The 20,985-nt window shown below is 42.7% G+C and carries 18 protein-coding genes; 1 reads left to right on the top strand and 17 read right to left on the bottom strand.

Annotation, left to right across the window (positions count from 1 at the left end; all coding sequences use genetic code 11):
* Positions 1–73: 73 nt before the first annotated feature.
* Together dnaK and grpE are read right to left on the bottom strand one after the other, a co-directional pair.
* Positions 74–2,017 (bottom strand): molecular chaperone DnaK, encoded by a 1,944-nt coding sequence (gene dnaK, locus ACP69U_RS05050; protein WP_045447587.1) that lies wholly within the window; start codon positions 2,015–2,017, stop codon positions 74–76.
* 192 nt (positions 2,018–2,209) lie between these two features.
* Positions 2,210–2,809: a nucleotide exchange factor GrpE gene (gene grpE, locus ACP69U_RS05045; RefSeq protein WP_426137995.1), complete on the bottom strand. Its 600-nt coding sequence runs from the start codon at positions 2,807–2,809 to the stop codon at positions 2,210–2,212.
* Between the two features lie 454 nt (positions 2,810–3,263).
* On the opposite strand from grpE, the gene ACP69U_RS05040 reads away from it, so the two are divergent.
* Positions 3,264–4,667, top strand: a complete 1,404-nt coding sequence (locus tag ACP69U_RS05040; RefSeq protein WP_426137994.1) for an alpha/beta hydrolase — start codon at positions 3,264–3,266, stop codon at positions 4,665–4,667.
* A gap of 124 nt (positions 4,668–4,791) precedes the next feature.
* Here the strand turns inward: ACP69U_RS05040 and ACP69U_RS05035 are convergent, their stop codons facing one another.
* The 15 genes from ACP69U_RS05035 to fmt form a co-directional block, all read right to left on the bottom strand.
* Entirely contained in the window at positions 4,792–5,934 is a 1,143-nt protein-coding gene (locus ACP69U_RS05035; protein ID WP_198330220.1) for a metallophosphoesterase, read from the bottom strand.
* A gap of 156 nt (positions 5,935–6,090) precedes the next feature.
* On the bottom strand, positions 6,091–7,164 hold the full coding sequence (locus ACP69U_RS05030; RefSeq protein WP_198330219.1) for a metallophosphoesterase: 1,074 nt from the start codon (positions 7,162–7,164) through the stop codon (positions 6,091–6,093).
* Positions 7,165–7,311: 147 nt separating this feature from the next.
* The gene (locus ACP69U_RS05025; protein ID WP_198330218.1) at positions 7,312–7,773 is read right to left on the bottom strand and encodes a thiol-disulfide oxidoreductase DCC family protein; all 462 of its coding nucleotides are present in this window, start codon (positions 7,771–7,773) and stop codon (positions 7,312–7,314) included.
* A 131-nt stretch (positions 7,774–7,904) separates the two neighbouring features.
* Positions 7,905–8,762: a fatty acid desaturase family protein gene (locus ACP69U_RS05020; protein WP_426137993.1), complete on the bottom strand. Its 858-nt coding sequence runs from the start codon at positions 8,760–8,762 to the stop codon at positions 7,905–7,907.
* A gap of 115 nt (positions 8,763–8,877) precedes the next feature.
* Complete coding sequence (locus tag ACP69U_RS05015; protein ID WP_109592250.1) at positions 8,878–9,333, bottom strand: hypothetical protein; 456 nt, start codon at positions 9,331–9,333, stop codon at positions 8,878–8,880.
* A gap of 83 nt (positions 9,334–9,416) precedes the next feature.
* The gene (locus ACP69U_RS05010; protein ID WP_426137992.1) at positions 9,417–10,382 is read right to left on the bottom strand and encodes a TIGR01777 family oxidoreductase; all 966 of its coding nucleotides are present in this window, start codon (positions 10,380–10,382) and stop codon (positions 9,417–9,419) included.
* A 23-nt stretch (positions 10,383–10,405) separates the two neighbouring features.
* Complete coding sequence (locus tag ACP69U_RS05005; RefSeq protein ID WP_426137991.1) at positions 10,406–10,906, bottom strand: hypothetical protein; 501 nt, start codon at positions 10,904–10,906, stop codon at positions 10,406–10,408.
* Between the two features lie 117 nt (positions 10,907–11,023).
* Positions 11,024–11,977, bottom strand: a complete 954-nt coding sequence (locus ACP69U_RS05000; RefSeq protein ID WP_426137990.1) for a fatty acid desaturase family protein — start codon at positions 11,975–11,977, stop codon at positions 11,024–11,026.
* A 156-nt stretch (positions 11,978–12,133) separates the two neighbouring features.
* Entirely contained in the window at positions 12,134–12,652 is a 519-nt protein-coding gene (locus tag ACP69U_RS04995) for a GbsR/MarR family transcriptional regulator (RefSeq protein WP_045447558.1), read from the bottom strand.
* A gap of 122 nt (positions 12,653–12,774) precedes the next feature.
* Entirely contained in the window at positions 12,775–13,404 is a 630-nt protein-coding gene (locus ACP69U_RS04990) for an L-threonylcarbamoyladenylate synthase (RefSeq protein ID WP_426137989.1), read from the bottom strand.
* Between the two features lie 344 nt (positions 13,405–13,748).
* The gene (gene dprA, locus ACP69U_RS04985) at positions 13,749–15,020 is read right to left on the bottom strand and encodes a DNA-processing protein DprA (protein WP_426137988.1); all 1,272 of its coding nucleotides are present in this window, start codon (positions 15,018–15,020) and stop codon (positions 13,749–13,751) included.
* A 76-nt stretch (positions 15,021–15,096) separates the two neighbouring features.
* Positions 15,097–16,206: a LysM peptidoglycan-binding domain-containing protein gene (locus ACP69U_RS04980; RefSeq protein ID WP_426137987.1), complete on the bottom strand. Its 1,110-nt coding sequence runs from the start codon at positions 16,204–16,206 to the stop codon at positions 15,097–15,099.
* 372 nt (positions 16,207–16,578) lie between these two features.
* Positions 16,579–18,000: a threonine synthase gene (gene thrC, locus ACP69U_RS04975; protein WP_426137986.1), complete on the bottom strand. Its 1,422-nt coding sequence runs from the start codon at positions 17,998–18,000 to the stop codon at positions 16,579–16,581.
* Between the two features lie 53 nt (positions 18,001–18,053).
* A complete protein-coding gene (locus ACP69U_RS04970; protein ID WP_426137985.1) occupies positions 18,054–19,622 on the bottom strand; it encodes a transcription antitermination factor NusB in 1,569 nt (522 codons plus the stop codon).
* Positions 19,623–19,741: 119 nt separating this feature from the next.
* Positions 19,742–20,779 (bottom strand): methionyl-tRNA formyltransferase, encoded by a 1,038-nt coding sequence (fmt, locus tag ACP69U_RS04965; RefSeq protein WP_426138023.1) that lies wholly within the window; start codon positions 20,777–20,779, stop codon positions 19,742–19,744.
* Positions 20,780–20,985: the final 206 nt, after the last annotated feature.

Raw genomic sequence — 20,985 nt, 5'->3', positions numbered from 1 at the left:
ATAGCAGCCATAAAAAAACGCATCCCGAAGGATGCGTTTTTTGTTTTAACTGCGTTTAGCTACTAAATCGCAATTATTTTTTGTCTTCGTCTACTTCAGTAAACTCAGCATCAACGACGTCATCATCAGCTTGGTTACTATCTGCTGCATTGTCCGCGCCTTGTTGGAACTGGCTTGGATCCATGCCCTCGCTACCTGCGCCTGCATCAGCATAAATCTTCTGACTAACTGGCAAGAAGGCATTGTCTAATGCTTCAAGCTTGGCTTTGATGTCATCATGATCATCTTCTTTCATTACCGCTTCAAGCTCAGAGATAGCAGCTTCTACTGTTGATTTTTCTTCAGCAGTTACTTTATCTTCAGCGTCTTTCAACGCTTTTTGTACCGCATGAATACGACCATCTGCTTCGTTACGAACTTGCGCTAAGTTAGCGAATTTTTCGTCTTCTGCAGCATTGGCTTCTGCATCACGAACCATTTGCTCGATTTCTTCATCCGTCAAGCCAGAATCTGCTTTGATCTGAATGCTTTGCGCTTTACCCGTACCTTTGTCAGTTGCTGAGATATTCATGATACCGTCAGCATTGATGTCAAAAGTAACTTCAATTTGCGGTAGACCACGTGGTGCTGGTGGAATATCCGTCAAATCAAAACGACCAAGCTGTTTATTTTGGTTAGCGATTTTACGCTCACCTTGATAAACCTGGATGGTCACAGCTGGTTGGTTGTCTTCAGCCGTTGAGAATACCTGTGATTTCTTAGTAGGAATCATGGTGTTTTTCTCAATAACTGGTGTCATGACACCACCCATCGTTTCGATACCAAGCGTTAGTGGCGTCACATCAAGTAGCAATACGTCTGTTTTTTCACCAGACAATACCGCGCCTTGAATCGCAGCCCCTGCCGCTACTGCTTCATCAGGGTTCACATCTTTACGTGGCTCCTGACCGAAGAACTCTTGTACTTTTTGCTGTACCAGTGGCATACGAGTCTGACCACCAACTAAGATAACATCATCGATGTCACCAATTTTTATGCCAGCATCTTCAAGCGCAATCTTACAAGGACCCATGGTACGTTGTACCAACTCTTCAGTTAAGCTCTCAAGTTTTGAGCGACTGATAGTGACCACCAAATGCTTAGGACCATTGCTGTCTGCAGTAATATAAGGCAAGTTCACTTCAGTACTTTGGGCACTTGATAACTCAATTTTCGCTTTTTCTGCCGCTTCTTTTAGACGCTGCATCGCCAATGAGTCACCTTTCAAATTGACATCTTGGTCTTTTTTGAACTCATCAACCAAATAATCAATCAATGCTGAGTCAAAGTCTTCACCACCAAGGAATGTATCACCATTGGTTGCTAAAACTTCAAACTGCTGCTCGCCATCAACGTCAGCGATTTCGATGATTGATACGTCAAAAGTACCACCACCCAAGTCATAAACAGCAACCGTGCTATCGCCTTGCTTCTTGTCCATACCATACGCAAGAGCCGCAGCTGTTGGTTCGTTGATGATACGTTTTACATCAAGACCCGCAATTTTACCCGCGTCTTTTGTTGCTTGACGTTGTGAGTCATTAAAATAAGCTGGTACGGTTACAACCGCTTCAGTAACAGTTTCACCAAGATAGTCTTCTGCTGTTTTTTTCATTTTTTTCAAGATTTCAGCAGAAACCTGTGGTGGTGCTAATTTTTTACCGTTAATTTCTACCCATGCATCACCGTTATCTGCTTTGGCAATTTTGTAAGGTACCATGCCGATGTCTTTTTGCACGACTTTGTCATCAAAACGACGACCAATCAAACGCTTAATCGCAAACAACGTGTTGTTTGGATTGGTGACCGCTTGACGTTTGGCTGACTGACCCACCAAAATTTCATCGTTTTTATAAGCAACGATAGATGGCGTTGTACGAGTACCTTCAGCATTTTCGATGACTTTGACTTTGTCACCTTCCATCACTGCGACACACGAGTTAGTCGTACCTAAATCAATACCAATTACTTTACCCATAATTATTTGCTCCTAATTTGTTTTAAGTATTTATCTATTCAGACCGTGGTTGATCTCTTGTTGCTATATATATCGGTTTACTTATGGATTTTTTCAAGTCAATCATCATGCAAAATTTGTCTTTCGTGTGACTTTTTGTGAAAACCCTTAATAATAGTAGGGTTTAGCACATTAAAAATCCAATTTTTAGTACTACTGTCCAACACGTACCATGGCTGGGCGTAATAAACGACCGTTCAAGCTATAACCTTTTTGTAATACAGTACCGACAGTATCAGCTTCCGCTTCTTCATCGATACCCACCGCTTCATGCAGATCCGCGTTGAATTTCTCGCCTTGTGGGTCAACCATTTCGACGCCATTCTTATTTAATACGTCCAATAACGCTTTGTGCGTCAGTCTCACCCCTTCTATAACAGGGTCATCGGCATGGGCGCTTTCGATGGCGCGTTCTAAGTTATCGACCACTTCTAATAGCTCTTTGGCAAATTTCTGCAAGGCAAAACGCTTGCTCTTATCCGCCTCTTGCTCCATGCGTTTTTGTGCATTGTAAGCTTCAGCATTGGCACGGGCGGTGACTTCTTTAGCTTGCTTCACTTCACCTTCTAGCTCAGCGATACGCGCTTTAAAGGTGTCGAGATCGATTTCATTTTCGATGGTCATCTCTTCACCTGAGTTATGCTTTGGATCAAACTCTTTCATAGTTTCTTCTAAAATACTGTCACTGTGTTCAATATTGTCATGCGCCACATTTTGCTCAGGCGATTCGTGGTTGGTATTTTGCTCGCTCATGATAGCTCCTTAGAATTTTAATAATGACAATTTATATAAGAGGCAACAAGCTCACTATTTGCTAGGGATACTGTGCTCTTATTAAATAATTAACCCGTCTTACACATTGTTGTTATGAGTACCTTCTACTAGCTGTTTGATAAAGGTGATGAAGGTAAATTTCAAGCCTAAGCCAAGGGAATTTTTCTAATTTACAACAAATATTGCCTAAATCTGGATTAAAGTGCTCAAAACAGAATTTCATAGGTGGTAAATGGCTATCCATGTTCGTTAACACAAGCTACAAGAAAGCAGTACTTATTCCAAAAAACTTACCGTTGGTACATAAGCCATTACCAAACAATACTCAACTTTATTTTTGATTACTCTATTATTGCTACAAATAGTATAGCTCATGTCAAAGTGAACACTCATATATGACAACGCATACTGACAATCATCAACGAGAAGTGTTATGTCTAAATCAACCGTGTTATCAATCAATGCGCTATTAAATAAAGCGCTGATGACGATAAAGCTCGCATCAACAGATCGTATAGATAAGGGTATAAAAGAAGAAAATGGCACTCAAGAGAATCGTTTGACTGTCAAACAAAAAGTGCTTAGCTATAACCCGTTGACGACTTGCCAGCCGCATACCTTGCACTATGCCATGAAAGGAGTCGGCTATCTGCCAACGCCACTATTAGAGAGCTTGGTTGGGTATTTGAAAGGACCTACCTCAAAACAATATCTGCACGCCGATGCTCACCTGCGTTTGATTCTCGCGGTGAATAGTAAGCTTAAAACGCCTCTTGAGCTAACACCAATGCATGAGCTGCGCGAAAGGTTCGCCGCTGACGCCGTGGCGATGCAAGCGCCGCAGGTATGGCAGCAAGCAAGTGACAATATCATCGGCAACATGAAACGATTTACGAAAAAAAATCAGAAGCTTGTGCATTGGGAAGACAAAGTGATTGCCAACGCTGATGATGGCGATATGACCATTCGCTGTTATCAATCAGATGCGAGCTCTCATGGCTTAGGGTTCAAAAAAGCGGATACTCATAATTCTGATGAAACAGTGCTGTTATATTTTCATGGGGGTGGATTTTGTATTGGTGATGTCAATACCCATCATGAGTTTTGCCACGCGGTTTGTGAGCAGACGGGCTGGCCGATAGTCAGTGTTGATTATCGCTTAGCACCTGAACATCCAGCACCAGCCGCATTAAAAGACTGTATCACTGCCTACGCTTGGCTGGCGGAGCATTGCCATACCTTAGGCGCTTTACCCTCGCGAATCGTTCTAGCAGGCGATAGTGCTGGCGGCGGATTATCCACTTTGATTGCTCAACAACTCACTGCGCCCTCGCAAATCGCATGGTCAGATCTGGGTATTGCAGGTCAAAAAATGTTCGATTTATTAGAGCACTTACCAAAGCCACTTGCACAAATGCCTTTGTATCCTGTGACGGATATCGAAACGGATTATCCAAGTTGGGAGTTATATGGCGAGGGATTATTATTGGATCATGCCGATGTGGCTGTATTTGATGCTGCTTGTTTAGATAACAGCCCCTTGCCACGCCAGCATATCCTTAACTGTCCGATGCTTGGTGATAATAGTAAAGTATGCCCGACTTACATTGTCGCCGCAGAATTAGACGTATTACGTGATGAAGCATTTGCTTATGCAAACCAATTAAAGGTGCATGGTATAGCAGTCGAGACTCATACCATTCTGGGTACGCCGCATGGTTTTATTCATTTTATGAGTATTCATCAAGGTATCGGACAAGCAACAGACGATATTATTAAAGGGTTTGCGAGTTTTGTGCGTGACGTTATCAATACCCAGTCACAATTAGCGGCATAGTTATCAACACAGTTGTATAAGAAAGTGCTAGTTCATTTATAAAATATAATGGTACTGCTATTATTTAAACGTTACTTTTTTAAGCATTGTGTTCCTAAATATTGTTTTCTTAAATATTACTTTCTTAAACGTTATCTTCAACATGACTATTCACAGTGATCAGCCAAATCTCTGAGCGCGAACCCAAGCGAAATGGAATGCCCCAAAAGCCGTAACCAGATGACACCACAAAGTGTCCTTTGCCAATGGCTTCATAGCCATAACCCAAGCTATTGATGGCACTGACAATGAAGTTGGCGGGGAATACCTGACCGTTATGGGTATGCCCTGAGAGCTGTAAATCAATCGGCATTTGACTGTGCTCAGCAATATCACTTGGTCTATGATCTAGCAGTATCACTGGCTGTGTAGTATCAACTTGGGCTAGTAGATCGGTTGTGGCTACCCGCTGTCTTTTATGGTTATCAAAACGCCCAACCAGCCAGATTGGTTGACCTTCATGCTCGATACCGATTACTTCATCATTTAACAACTGCACGCCAGCAGCACGCAACGCTTGGACAATCGGCTGCTCGTGCCCGTATAAATCATGATTGCCTAAAGTAGCATAGACCCCATATGGCAGGCTTTTGCATAACTCCGCCAAGTTTTTCGCCATATTATAATCAGTAAATGCCTGTATATTGTCATCCATGATATCGCCCGGCATCAGCAATATGTCGGCTGTATTTTTTACCATAAGATGATGCAGCCTATCTATTGCACCGCTACCAAATAATCGTCCGATATGTAAGTCGCTAGCGACCGCAATACGTAATGGCTTAGCCAAAGGTTTATCAATATCAATAGATAACTCACGTACTACAGGCGCATAAGCACTATATAAGGCGTAAAAAAATAACCCGACAAATATTGCCAATGCCAATATGCGCAACCCAAAATCGACGGTAGCCGGTGTAGCGAGCGCATCACCAGTTAGCGATGTAATTAGCCAATAGCCACCATAAAATAGACTCGTAACTAAAGCCGTCAATAGCATGAAATGCATAACTAACATCCAACCACTGATCCAGCGATAGCTATTTTTAAATGCTCTATTGACACTGAGTAGCAGCAAACCGTTGGTAATAACGAATACGATGACCCATACCGAAGTTTGCAAATCTGCTGTCTGCCAAGGCTGTAACCACCATTGCACGCTTAGAGCAGCGCCAAAACTAAACAGCTGCAATAGCACAAAAATGATCATGAAAAATGCGTAGCGCATGAAAAATCCTTGAGTATGATGTCGTCGATACACTATGTTTTTAGCTGACAATACGAGCAAAGTCGCTATTAGCCAGCCTAACAGCAAATAAAAGCCTCTACCATTTAGATATGGTAGAGGCTTTATCATAGGGGTAACACTGTTTATTTAAATAGCTCATACACCAGACTGCAACGTAATTATCCAAATCTCAGAACGCGTACCCAGTCTAAACGGTACTGGACCGATACCATAACCAGAGGTCACCAAAAACTGCGTATCGGCTATTTTTTTGCTGCCATAGTTTAGTGGTGTCAACCAATCCATCAATAGCGTTAGTGGAAATATCTGCCCGCCATGGGTATGCCCAGACAGATGCAAATCGACTGGCAGGGCGCTGACCTCATCCATCGCGCTAGGACGATGCTCCAAAAATATCACCGGTTTGTCTGTGTCTACTTGCGTCAATAATTCCTCGGCTGACAGTCTGGTACGATCAATATCATCTGAGCGCCCCACCAGCCATACTGAATCATCTAATAGCACACTCTCATTATCAAGCGCTTTGATGCCAGCCTCTTCCACCGCCTGTGTGATCTGTTGGTCATAACCGAAATAATCGTGATTGCCTAAAGTCGCATAGACGCCAAGCGGTGCCTTTAGCTTTAATAGCTGCTCATGCATATTCGTATTATCGTAAGCAATCGTATTATCATTCATAATGTCACCAGCGATAACCACCACGTCAGGATGTTGCGCATCGATAAGGCGCACCATTTTCTTTATCTGCCGATTGCCAAACCATCTACCCAAATGTGTATCAGAAACGAGTGCTATCTTCATTGTCTTATCGAGAGGCTTAGCTGTAGTGACCGTCAATCGATGTACTTCGGGCGAGTAGGCATTAAATATAGCTAAGCCAACAATACCGACATAAACCACCATTGCAAACGCACGAATGGCTCTTGGTCGTGGCTTTTGTTTAAGAATTAGAGCATAAACCCCTGCAAGTACAGCCGTTAGTAAAGCGGCATAAAGCATAAAACCTTGCAAAACACTAACGACCAAATAGACATAAAAGCGTTCGTACCAAAACTCGCTCAAACCATAAATGAGAAAGCCGTTGTTCACTATCAAAACACTTAATACTAAAAACAGCTTCATACTCTGACGTTTTGGTTGGATAAACCACCAAAGCAATATGCAGGTCATCATAGAGAGCAGTTGGGTAAAGCCGATAAAAAGCCACATAAGTAAATCTAGTTAAATAAAGATAGCGCTATCTTACGTTAAAAATTTGATGTTCTGAATATCGTGTCTTTTTTCCACGAAAGCTTCATATGTTTTACGTCTAGAGTGCTGTTGCCACAAAACTAAATGGTTGCCAATAAACGTACTTTAACGTTTATTTGGTGCTATTTGGCAAACGCCATTTTTACAGGCTTGTATCACTGCTTTGCCATAGACCAGTTTGGTCACCCAGTTCGGAATTCTATAACGATTGCGCGCAACATACGGATAAGCGAAGTCGCCAAGTTGTTTGACTACTGGCAAAAACAACAACGGTGACCATTTAACGCCACCCGTTCTGTAGAGCAATCGCACAGCATCCATATGCGTGTACCAATTGCCGTAGTTGTCTTGCACACACATATAAGTCATCGCATCCTTGCGGCTGAATCCTACGACTGCCAACTCATTAACCCCCTCGTCCACAGGAACTAAGCGTATCTTCTCCGGCTGCCGCATTTTCATATTGTGCGCCTCGGTGCTACATATGACGCAAGCATCGTCGTAATACATGGTGATGGATAAATGCGCTTGCTCTCTATAACTGTTGATATGATTTTGGATAATCATCTTACGACTCCTTTATGAGTGATATATTCAATCCTATATAAATCAGATACGGTGTCAGGCTCGCTTAGTCTACTATTTGTAGTACTTTCGCTCACATTCCTTGTATCCAAATTATATTGAACCGACTATAGCTAAATATCAAAGTGACGCGAATGGGCATTGGATTTTTCAGTCACCCTAGATTCTTGATACTGATTGGCTGGGGCTAAAAGAGGAATGACTGGCTGCTGCGTCCACTGCGGAGCGGTAGCATCTAAGCGCTTGGCCAGTACCGGTAAATGATTGGTCGGCACCGCTGGAAACAAATGATGCTCGATGTGATAGAGCAAGTTAAAAGTCAGTAAATTAATCAATGGATGGCGCTCACTGCGGGCATATACCACGTCATCACAACCATGATGGACGCTCCATACGGCAAAAAACCCAACCATCGTATTGGCCAATATCATTACCAATACGTGATACATCAAAACTGGATGCATCGTGATAAAAGCGGTGGCAATCACTGCGCAAATGAGCAACAGATCAAAGCCAACGAGCATACGATTGCGGCGGCTACCATGCGTCAAGCCAAACCATTGAATCATAATCGAAAATAGCCCACCGCCTAATATCGCCTGATACCAAGGCAGACGAGCCCAATTACCCTCGACATCGCTGTCACCCAGTGGATCTCTATGATGGTTAAGATGAGTATGCCGAATAGCATGCGTGCTACAGAGCATCGTGATACTGAGAAGAAACAGCATGAGCTCTGTGGCGACTTTACTCACCCCTAAAGTGCGGTGATAGCAATCATGCGCTTGTCTCAGTGCGGCAGTAAAAAAGAAAAATGTCGCCACAAGTGCAAGCAACCACCACCCTTGCCACGCGCTCCACCATGACAATAATAAAAATGGTAACGATAAAAAGATATTGTAAACGGTCTCAGTGGGCTTGAGCTGACGCAAATCTTGCCATTCAATATTGGCTAACGAAGGATGACGCATGATGTTCTCCTTGCTTAGTGATAAGCAGTAGCTGTCTTGCCGGCGCGACCACTTAATTTAATCGGCTGTTTTAATTTACTTTATTTCTGTCAATAATGAAATTTAAAGTTAAATTTTATTTGTGTTTAGGTAATGCGATAAGACCTGTAATCACAGCGCTGGCTCCACCTATCAAGCTAAGAACCAATCCAAATATTATTTTCTCTAAAAAAACATCTGTTGCTATAATCCAAACTGAAAATATAAAAGTACTAAAGAATCCAATGAAGAATAACGGTACTATTTTTAGTATGGAGTCAAAGACTATCTTCAACTTACATATAGTTAATCCAGCTACTAACGTAGGGAGCAAACCAAAAAAGAATCCGCCTACAATAGAAGCTAATAGCATTTTGAAAATATCTGTTAACTCTTGCCTAAAAATATTACCGTCAATTACAAGCATCACAATCATATATAAGCAGACAATCAGACCACCTATCGCACCTCCCAACAATCCATAAGTTCCTATTACCTTAGCTTTAGGATAGCTGGATGCTGTGGCTGTAGCGCTAATCTCAATATCACTCATATACACCTCTATTTAGGTTTCACATGAAACAAAGCATCATGTAAATAATAATGATGTTTCACATGAAACAGTCGCTTAATGATTTACGAACTCTGCTCTTCTAAAGCTTGCTTCAGTGTTGGCTGTTTGAAATCATAACCTGCGTCCTGTAATGCTTGCGGCACTACTTTTTGACCATCAATTAGTAGCGTCGACATTTCACCAAAAATTAGCTTAAGTAAGAAATTTGGCAAGGTAAAAAATGTTGGACGGTGTAGCCATGCTCCAAGCGTTTTGGTAAAAGTATGATTGGTCACTGGATTAGGCGCAGTGAGGTTATACACCAGCACTGGCGTATCATTGATAGTTTCTAACGAGTGATCATCGGTAGTCTGAGTGTCCGCATAATTAGCAAGATGCTTTTCAATGATGAATATCACCGCCCCAACCCAGTCTTCACGACTGATCCAGCTCATGATTTGTTTGCCATCACCTAACTGTCCACCAACGCCCATTTTAAATGGGGTTAATAACTTACCAAGCATCCCGCCATCAGGATGGATAACCACCCCAGTGCGCACGATAGCCACAGGCACGCCATGTTTAGTGGCTTTGAGCGCTAACTGCTCCCATTCATGACATAATTGATGGGCAAAATCAGTTTCAAAACCACTGCTTTCGGTAAGAGGTTTATCGCCTTGTGCGCCATACCAGCCAATCGCAGAGCCGCTGACCATTAGCTTGGGCTTAATACTGGTGCGCTTAATAAATGCCAATAAGGATTCGGTAGGCTTGATACGGCTGGCGAGCAACTGCTCTTTGCGCGCATCGCTCCAGCGCGAGTCAGCAATGCCTGCGCCTGCTAGGTTTAAGATAATATCAAAGCTTTTATCCGAACTCGCTAGCTCATCGTAGGTCATCATGCTGATCGCGTCAGGATGCGTTTGGCTGCTATCGCGTGTTAGCCATGTAATGTGTAAGTCCTTATCCTGCGTACGATAGCGTTTGATCAGCTCGCCACTAAAAGCACTGCCTAAAAAGCCTGAGCCACCACTGATTAAAATATTCATGTCCTACTCCCTATATTTTTCGCTTATCGTTTAGTAAAACTTAATCCGTCATAGCCATCGTCTACTTTTTTAGTACTAACATCAAAATGACTTTTACATACTTTTGGTAAAGCAATGCGGCTGGCAATCGCTGAATTGATTGCGCCAAACAATCCTATACCAATCATAAAGGCCAGTAGCACGCCAACCTCTATCCATGAGTTGATGCCTAAATATAGGATGATTGCACCCATATAACCTGCTGACGTTATAAACCCCACTAAAAATGTCGTGCGTAGACTCTTATGATCACCGCGCCATATCTGCTTATAAGCGACGATAACACCCGTTAATAAAGCAGGAATAAAACCAAGCAGACCAACATAGAGTAATGGCTGGTAACCAATTTGGGCAAAATCCGCATCCCTAAAAACAAACAATAAACCCAGCTCTGCAATCACTCCACCAACTAAGCTACCAAACCCTGCAAACAAAATAATCACTTGTAGATAAGGATACACACCTAACTCATTATTCGTTTTCATTCTATTTATCCCATTAACATTCGTCGTTAATTCAGTATAAATATGGTGTTGCCAAAGCCAATGAAATTCCTGTGGATAATTGGTGGATAAGTATCTTGATTTTATTTAGCCTACTAATTAAGCAAAATGCTTACGAATAGGACAGTCACTATCATTACTATTTTGAGATTTATTCTTTAATTGGTTCCAACGATGATTAATAAAATCTATGACGTTTACCATACTTGGCAATACATGTTCTTTGGTCAGATGTGGCGCTGCTGCATCTAAACGCTTGGCAAGCTCAGGTAAATGATTGGATGGTATGGCAGGAAAGAGATGATGCTCTACGTGATAAAGCAAATTAAAGGTCAGCAAGTTGACCAAAGGATTGCGCTCGGTGCGAGCGATTGTCTCATCACAATCATGATGCACACCCCACACCGCAATGATGCCAACACTGGCATTGGCCAACATCATGGTCAGTAGGTGATACATCAATACTTGCGCTAACTTGGTCAGAGCAGGAACAGTTAAAGGAAATACGGTCAGTACGAAAGCAACCAAGACGACTAAAGCAATCAAGCCAAATTCTAGCCAAGCCAATTTTTGATTGCGACGGCTGCTTAGACGCAGTCCTTGACGATAAATATCGAGTCGATAAGTTATCCCGCCGATCAGCGCTTGCCACCATGAGACCTTTGCTAGACTGCCCTCAATATCACTATCGCCCAATGGATTGCGGTGATGTTCCATGTGGGTGGCTCGAATGCTGTGCAAACTGGTCATTAATAGTACGCTGAGCAATAATAATATAGCGGTGGTCGTGCGTTTACCTGTACCCAAACTATGATGATAGCCATCGTGTGCTTGGCGAAATGCGGCAGCAAAGAATAAATAAGAAGCCCCGCATGCTAAGACATACCAAGAGTGGCTGGCAAACCACCATGACAACAATAAAAAAGGATAAGGCAAAATGAGATTATAAGCAATTTGACCGCGCGTTAACCGGCGCAAGTCTTGCCACTCGACTGCAGCAACAGCCTTTTTAATAGCTTGTTCTTTATTAGCGTGTGTTTGATTGACTGTCATTTTACACATCCATTTGTTATTACTGTTTTTGGTTGCTGCTATTTTATAGAAACTTATCTCACTTAAACTCAACTGGCTTTTATATTTATTACATATATTTCTGTCAAAACAGAAATTATATTGCAAATTTTTTATTTTAAATTACACCGCTAACTATTAACGTAAGACTTTTTTAATACTAGCGCCCAGTTTTAGGACTTTTTTGAGGATGCTTGTGGGCAGTTTAAGCATCTCAGATGACCATGTGGTTAGGGTACTGACGAATTCTTGGGTATCACGAATACGTGACTTTACCTCATTATTTTCATGTTCAAATTCAGGACTGTCCATCAATTCTTGTAAGAACTGCACAGTTGGCTCAAGCTCACGCTTTTGTCGTTCAACCACGATGATGCGTGCCAGCTCCCAAACGTCAGTATTGGTCGTGAAGTGATCGCGACGATCACCCAATATCGAGACCTTTTGTACTAAGCCCCAATGCTGCAACTCTTTAATACTATTTGAGACGTTAGAGCGAGCAACACCAAGTGTTTCGGTGATTTCTTCAGCATTTAATGGCTTACCAATGATGAATAACAACGCATGAATCTGTGACATGGTGCGATTGACGCCCCACTGCGAGCCCATTTCACCCCAATGTAAGATAAATTTTTCGGTCACAGGATTTAGTTTCATGATTAATATATACTCTACTTTATAAGTTTTGGTTATTTATTGACTTATCTTGCGCTATTCTTTTATTTCTGTCAATAGTGAAATCAATAGATGACACTCATCACTTGTTTGACTGTCATGCGCTAACGAATCACTAAACCCGTGGTTGCGTCACGAATTTGGCTCGGTAAAGTATAGCCTAGAGTGTCAGCCTGCAAGTAGCTGATTTGCTCGCCAAAATATCCATAAGCATCAGTGAAAGTCATAGCAGGCGGTTGCCCTGATGGATTACAGCTTGTGGAAACCAATAGTCCAAATGGGTTTTGAACGTCGACCAGTTGTTGGCACAATTGACGAATCATAGGATGCGCAATAACTCTAACCGCCACTGTTTGATGCTGCCCTGTGATCCAACGAGGGATAATCTTTTCAAGTGTCTGAGGGATAGGCAGTAGCCATGTATGGGCTTGCTTACCTTGTAGCTCTATACTGTCAGTATCTGCCTGCCAACTCTTGATGATTTGTTGGCGCAGACCTTCTTCTAAAGGCTCTAGTAACGGCTTTAAACGCTCAGCGCTGTCAGTAATGACGATCATGCCTTTGGCTTGTGGACGCTGTTTAATGGATAAAATACGTTGAACGGCTGCTTCGTCATAAGCGTCACAACCGATACCCCAAACACTTTCGGTGGGATAAGCAAGTAGCTGTCCTTCTTTAAGCCATTTGGCAGCTTGAGTGACAGAATCAGTAATAAAAGATGTGGATTTTTCCATGGCTTGAAGGCTTCAAAAAGGTAGAAATTTAAGCACTCATCATAACATAAGACTAAGAAAAATTAGGGCAGCGAAGTTTAAAGCGACCTTATTAGCAGCTACCTAGGTCGTGTCATCAATTAGCACATTAGTACGTTTAGTGGTCTTAAAGTGGCTAAATTTTGCTAAACATCGTCAGCAATTTTGTCAATATGTTCATATTAACGGCAATTGCTTCCTTGTTTATCTACAATTTTTCTCATTTTAAGCCTCACAATCTAATTGATGACACGCCCTAGATTGTACTGTCGTCAATCACTTGGCAGTAGATAAGTGAAAAGCCTAAAGCGATAGAAAGTACGATTTTAGACGCGCAAATACCGTCCGCCTTGCACACTAATGATGCCTAACAATTCAAGCTCCATTAACTGTCCAATCAGCTGCGGTGTGGTAAGTTTGGTAGCGATAATCAGCGCATCTAAATCCTGCCCGTGCCAATCAAGCTGGTCGTACACAAGCGTCAAATGCTCTGGTACGACGATAGCGCTGGGAGCAGATTTGATATTAGAGGGTATTGGATGGTTAGACATTACAGCGATGTTTTTATCTTTATTTGTATGTTTAGTAGCTTTGCTATGATTCGTTTGAGAGCCATTAGATTCGGTAATATCTATACCAATATCCACAGTATCTTCTGATTTATGAGAATAACTTTCATAACCCAACTGAGCATTGACGTCTTCTAGCACTTGCTGTGGATGATAAATTAAGGTCGCGCCTTCACGTATCAAATGATGACAGCCTTCAGCATTGCTATTATCAATATGACTTGGAATCGCAAAAACTTGCTTACCCTGTTCCGAGGTTAAACGCGCGGTAATCAACGAACCACTCTGAATGGTTGCCTCTGTCACAATCGTTGCTAAGCTCAATCCAGCGACCAAACGATTACGCCGTGGAAACGTATGCTTATGTGGCATTGTATGCGGCAATAGCTCACTAATAATACAGCCGCCTTGCTCAATTATTTGGGCAAACAATTTATCATGATGATTGGGATAATTGACCTCAATACCCGTACCCATTACCCCAATCGTTCGACCTTGATATTCAGCGTCTGCCTGTGCTAAAGCGCCTAGATGTGCTCGCTTATCAACACCCATGGCAAGACCGCTGGTGATGATATAACCCGCTTGCGCCAAATATTGTGCGATATCAAAGGTGATTTTTTGGGCATGGGCAGTGGGTTTTCGGCTACCGACGATCGCAATTTGCGCTTGACGCAAACGCGATTTATTGCCTCGGTAAAATAATAAAGGCGGTGGGTCATAGATTTGCGAGAGCTGTGCGGGATAATCAGGCTGGTCAGCAAATAGCAGACCGTAGCGCCCTTCGATGAGCGCTTGCTGAATTTTATCGATACTGGCTTGCGTATGCTCTGGCTGTTCATGACGGGCAAGATGGCTATGATGAATACCCAATTGCCGCCAAGCATCTACTTTGGCGTACCAAGCAAGCTCTGCTGTGCCAAAAGAAGTAATGAGCTTATGATAAGCAGATAATGATGCATTCACCTCAGTCCACAGCGCCAGTACTGCGCGCTGCTCATCTGATAAAGAAGAAGTAACTGCCATCATAATCATCTAGCTCGTATAGGCTAAGTTAGTATATCCCGTCCAAAAATAAGCATGTTCTCACTTATAGTGTACTCATTTATAGATATGGCGGTGGCAACAGCTGATCGCCGACGTTTAATGGTAGCTCTGAATCAAGCACATAAGCATAGCTAATATTATCGAAAGTATTGAATACCATGACCATACCGCTTGGCTCATTTGGTAAGCGTACTGGCGTGTCATTGTCTTTGGTATCGCGGATCAAGGCCCCTTTTTGATAGACAGTCAATACATCACCAGGCTTAGCACCATGGGTACTACCTAAGTTGATAGCAACGACACTACCCTTCGCCGCTGAGCTGATTGAGTCCATGACTCGGACAATCATGCCACCACGACTGACAATTGCAGGGGCTGGATAAAACACAGGTGGAATAGAGTTATTCAACTCAACGAATACGCGATCACCTTCACGCACTTCTTTGTCGTAACTGTCGGTGAGCTGCAAACTGCTGACGCCGTTGGTTTCTGTCGAAGTAACCAAACCCGTCGCAACTTGCGTGACCTCTAAACCGATAACTTCTTGGGTTTTTGGCTCAACATATAGCTCTCCTTCACGGTAGATACCATAACGCTGACCGACGATCAGTGGCACACCTTTGGCATACACTTTATCGCCACTAGCGGTAATTAAATTGCCTTTTTTAGAGGCCAATATATAAGGGGTGGTATTAAAATCTTGTGGATTAACGATGACTGTCTTATCTAACCAGTGTTGAATAGCAGACCACGGAAGTGCTGGAATACTGTTGGCTGTTGAAGTGACTGAGACTGTGCTAGATACCACGTTACCCGTTAATTGTTTTTCAACCCCAGCACAACCTTCGCCAGTATCAACACCAATTAAGGTCTTACCTTGAATCACGCATAAGATAAGGATGTCGTTAGGATAAATAAGATTGGGGTTTTTGATTTGCTTATTGGTTGCCCAGATCTCTTTCCAGCGCCACGGACTGTCTAAATAACGTCCTGATATGTCCCACAACGTATCGCCTTTTTTGACGATATAGCGATTGGGCGCATCCGCTTTGATGGCTGGTGGTGGATTGTTAGCGTGGGCTGTGGTCATCAACATGGCACTACTAAATGTCGTAACTAATAATCCTTTTGCCAGTGCTTTTGCTGTCTTTTTTAAGCTCATCTTCATTGTTATATCCACAATATGTACCGCTGTTGTCGCCACAATTAGTACCATTTAGATCTATTACTTAACCTTAATCTTTGACTGTCATTAAAATAGTGACTAGCAATGAGGGTCGTAAAAGGACTTAACCGTACGATTATCATGACGCTTATAGGGCAGCTGTTCAGTGTAATTGGCTGGTATGATTACTAAAAAAGCGTCTAGCAAAATGATGAGTCGCCGACGCTGTTTCTAATATTACAATTATATCTACCATAACACAATCATAAACACTTTATTACAATAGCGTAACTTCTATATGAATATTATTTCTATAGTTCGTTATTGAAATTTATAGAGTTCCTCATGAAAATAAGCATTAAAATCAACTCTGATTTATGCTGGATTTGGTATCACATGCTGACGAATTTGCTCAGCGACTAATTCGGCATCATTATCAAGCACCACCACATGCTGCGGTAACGCTTCTAAGCCTTCGGTATGGGCTGGGCGTGCGATTTCTATTTGACCTATCGCTTCAACGATAGTATCTGCAAATTTCACTGGCAGCGCGGTCTCAGCACAGACAATCATTTCTCCCTCGCGCTGTAACTCTTTGGCAACCTTGATGCCATCAGCAGTGTGCGGATCAACCAGCTCTCCATGCTGCTCATACAGCGCTTTAATGGTTTGTAAGCGGTCATTATGGGTCGATTTGCCCGCAGCAAAACCGTAGCGAGTGTTGACCGCCTCCATTAGGTCAGGCAAATCAAAACCTTGACCAGATTTCACCCCTTCAAATAACTCATGAACACGCGCGCTGTCTTTATCTAATAGTAAATAAACAAAACGCTCAAAGTTAGAGGCTTTAGAGATATCCATCGATGGACTTGAAGTGATATAAGTTTTATCAGTCGGACGCGGCTGATAAGCACCTTGATTAAAGAAGTCGTTGAGGACATCGTTTTCATTGGTTGCGACGATTAAACGCTCAATCGGCAGACCAATCTCTCGTGCTATATGACCGGCACAAATATTACCAAAGTTGCCTGATGGCACGCTAAAACTAACTTTTTCGTCATTACTTGAAGTCACGGCAAAATAGGCTTTAAAATAATAAACGATTTGCGCTAGGATACGACCCCAATTGATAGAATTGACTGTCCCTAAGTTATAAGCCGCTTTAAACTTAGCATCCTGTTGTAGCGCTTTAACGATATCTTGGCAATCATCAAACATGCCTTCGATGGCGATATTATGGATATTATCATCGGTCAGGCTATACATCTGCGCGCGCTGGAATTCGCTCATTTTGCCGTGCGGTGACAGCATAAAGACTTCGATGTTTTCTTTACCACGCAGGGCATATTCTGCTGCACTGCCTGTATCACCACTGGTCGCACCAATAATGGTGATGCGCGCGTCTTTCTTCTTCAGTACATATTCGAAAGCATTACCCAAAAACTGCATGGCAACATCTTTAAACGCTAACGTCGGACCGTTCGACAAGCCTAAAATGTATAAATTATTGTCAAGTTTGCGGACAGGAACAATCTCAGCAGAACCAAATACCTCAGCGGTGTAAGTGCGCTCAATAATATCTTGCAGATCAGCCACCGGAATATCAGTAGCAAAACGCTGCATAATCGCCATTGCCAGCTGTGGATAGCTCAGCGCACGCCATTCGGTAAGCGTCGCACTATCAATATTCGGATAGTGCTCAGGCAGCATCAATCCACCGTCTGGTGCAAGACCCATTAATAACACATCACTAAAATCCATCGGCGCTGTCTGACCACGGGTACTGATATATTTCATTAGATTGTCCTGTCTACAATGAGATGATTAATTAAAACAGTTTATTCAGCAGTTTATTCAGCAGTTTTTTGCAGCAAGGCATAATAAAAGCCATCGCCGCTCTCGCTATCAATTGGTAAGCACTGGCGACCAATCGCTTGTTCGATACCCCAACTGCAGTCGTCGCTAAATTCAATTGCTTCTACATTATTATAGTAAGTCATGAAATCCTGCATTTGCTCGACGTTCTCTTGCTTTAAGATAGAACAAGTAACGTATAACAGATAACCACCAACTTTAAGTTGTGGCCATAGATTATGCAAGATATCGGCTTGCAGCAATGCCGTTTGCTCAACGTCTTCTTCAGTACGCAAAATACTGATGTCAGGATGGCGACGAATCACGCCAGTCGCCGTACAAGGTGAGTCTAATAATATAGCGTCAAATACGAGTTTGCTCTTTTTCTTACCAGCGCCTTGCCATGTCGTTGCATCAGCACAGACAATATTGAGTTCGATATTTTTCTCAGCTTGCTGCAAGTCGTGCTGACTTAGGTTTAAGCGCTGTAAATTAGTATGAATACGCTCGATACGTGGCGCCTCATTATCTATCGCAGTAATCTTAACTTTCGAAATCACAGGCGACGTTTCAGCATCGTCTTGTTTCACGTGAAACAACGAAGACTCATTTGAGCCGATTAATTCTAACCAATGAGCAAGCTTACCACCCGGCGCTGCACAAGCATCTAAAATGCGGATCTCGTTGTTATTGGTGTCTATATCGCCGTCTGCATCATCGCTTTTAACACTCAGCTTATTAATTAAAGCGTTATGAATAAGCGGCGCGGCAAGCTGAGCATGCATATCTTGTACACTAGCAGCTCCTTCAGCGAATTGCGGTAAGGCATTGACTGCGGTACTTTGATGTAATCTTAACCCTTTGGTTAATATGCTATTAGATGCGGCTGCATCCGATGAGCTGGCTAAATTAAAACCACTCGTTAGCTCAACCAAATCTGCTTCAACTTCAAATTCCACCAAGGCTTGCTGATAATCCTCTACCGAGGTAACCGCTGTATTCACGCGTAAAAACATCGGTGCAGGTTGACGTAAACCCTGCATCAAATCGTCATACTGCTCACTCCAATCTTGCTTAAGCTGATAGGCAAGCCAATTCGGTAAGCTGTGTTTTTTATCACATTTCTTACGGAACTTACTTGGGTTCTTAGCGACTTTACGCAAGATGGCATTGATTAAACCGGTCGCATGCGCAAATTCGATTTCTTTTGCTGCTTCAACCGTTTCATGAATCGCCGCATGATCAGCCACTTGTAAATAAAGTAACTGCGTTAAACCCACTTGGATCGTCGTACGTACTTCTTTTTCATCAATCGAGTTATCAGCCAGACTATCGAGTAGGCGTTCAAGGGCATACCATTGGCGCAACGTCGTTAACAATAACGCATGAGCAAAACCTTTATCACCGTCATGCAAACTGTTTAATAGCGGATCAAGGACGCTCGCTAGCGACTGACCATTTTGAATAGCCAGTAAAGTGCGAATCACGCGGACGCGGACGCTACCATTCATGATAAGGTTACTTGACGGTTTGAGCTTATTGTTTCTTGGCGCAGTGCTTCTCATTAAATTGAATTTCCTTGACGTCTAATAATTAGCGTCTGATAAAAGTTGGATTGTTTGGTATTAAATAACGAATATAAAAATAAATAAGGTTAAGCTGTATTAAACTGATTTAGGAGCAATTATTTTAAGTCTGCTGTGAACTGGTCGCCATCATTTAATTGGTTACCATGGCAGATTTGCTCGGCTGTCATTGGTTTACCACCAGCAAACTGTAATTCGGTAATGGCTAAAGTGCTGGCTGATTGTTCATCATTACTTTCTTTGCCACAAGCTACCAATATCGCTTTGCGTCCAACGCTGATGACCGTACCAGCAGGCTGATTGGTTTGCTGCGACGGATTCACAGGTAAGCTGGCTAAAATCTTGACACGCTGCCCTGCCAAAAAAGTATAAGCACCTGGCCATGGCGTCAAACCGCGAATTTGTCGTTCGATAATAGTCGCTGATTGTGTCCAGTCGATTTCACCTTCAGTTTTGACGAGTTTTTCAGCGTAATTGGCTTGACTGTCATCTTGAGCGATTGCTTGTGCTTGATAATGTGGCAAGTCCTTTAGCACGGTAATAATAGCCGTTGCACCAAGCTCAGCCATTTTATCATGGAGGCTGGCAGCCGTATCATCAGCCTCAATAGGAGCGCTGATTTTGTAAATCATATCACCTGTATCTAAGCCCTTATCCATCTGCATAATGGTAATGCCAGTCTCGCTATCACCCGCCAATAGCGCGCGATGAATAGGTGCCGCGCCGCGCCAGCGTGGTAATAATGAAGCATGAATATTGAGGCAACCATAAGTCGGTGTGGTCAATACACCAATCGGCAATATCAAGCCATAAGCCGCGACAATCATCACATCTGGCTGATAACTACGCAGAGTCTCACGTGCGATCAACCCTTCACTACTAGATTTTTTAAAGGTGAGAGGCTGCTCAACGGCAATATCATGCGCCAATGCGACTTGCTTTACTGCAGAGGCTGATAATTTTTGACCCCGTCCTGCCTTGCGATCAGGTTGCGTATACACAGAGACGATGTCTATATTCAAGGCTTCTTGCTGGCTGATAAGCGCCTCAAGACTAACGGCGGCAAACTCAGGAGTGCCAGCAAAAGCAACTCTTAAGCGCTTACTAGATGAGCAATCTTTCGTCGTAGATGGCATGGATAAATCGGAGGCAGAAGCAATTGTAGTCATAAACAGGCATTATATAGGGTTGATTGACTCATTATAGGTGAGTTTACGATGTTGTGCCATGGTTGTAATAACGGTAATCGAGCGTTACCAATGATACGGTTTGTCTTTATAATAGAAAGCAAGCAGGGCGCTCTTATTGATGAGTTTATTTACAAAATAATGCGTGATTGAGC

The sequence above is a fragment of the Psychrobacter sp. TWR1-1-1 genome (assembly GCF_049895865.1).
Lineage (GTDB): Bacteria > Pseudomonadota > Gammaproteobacteria > Pseudomonadales > Moraxellaceae > Psychrobacter > Psychrobacter immobilis_A.
The sequence above is the reverse complement of the archived record's forward strand: the minus strand, read 5'-3'. Positions and strand labels throughout refer to the sequence as shown.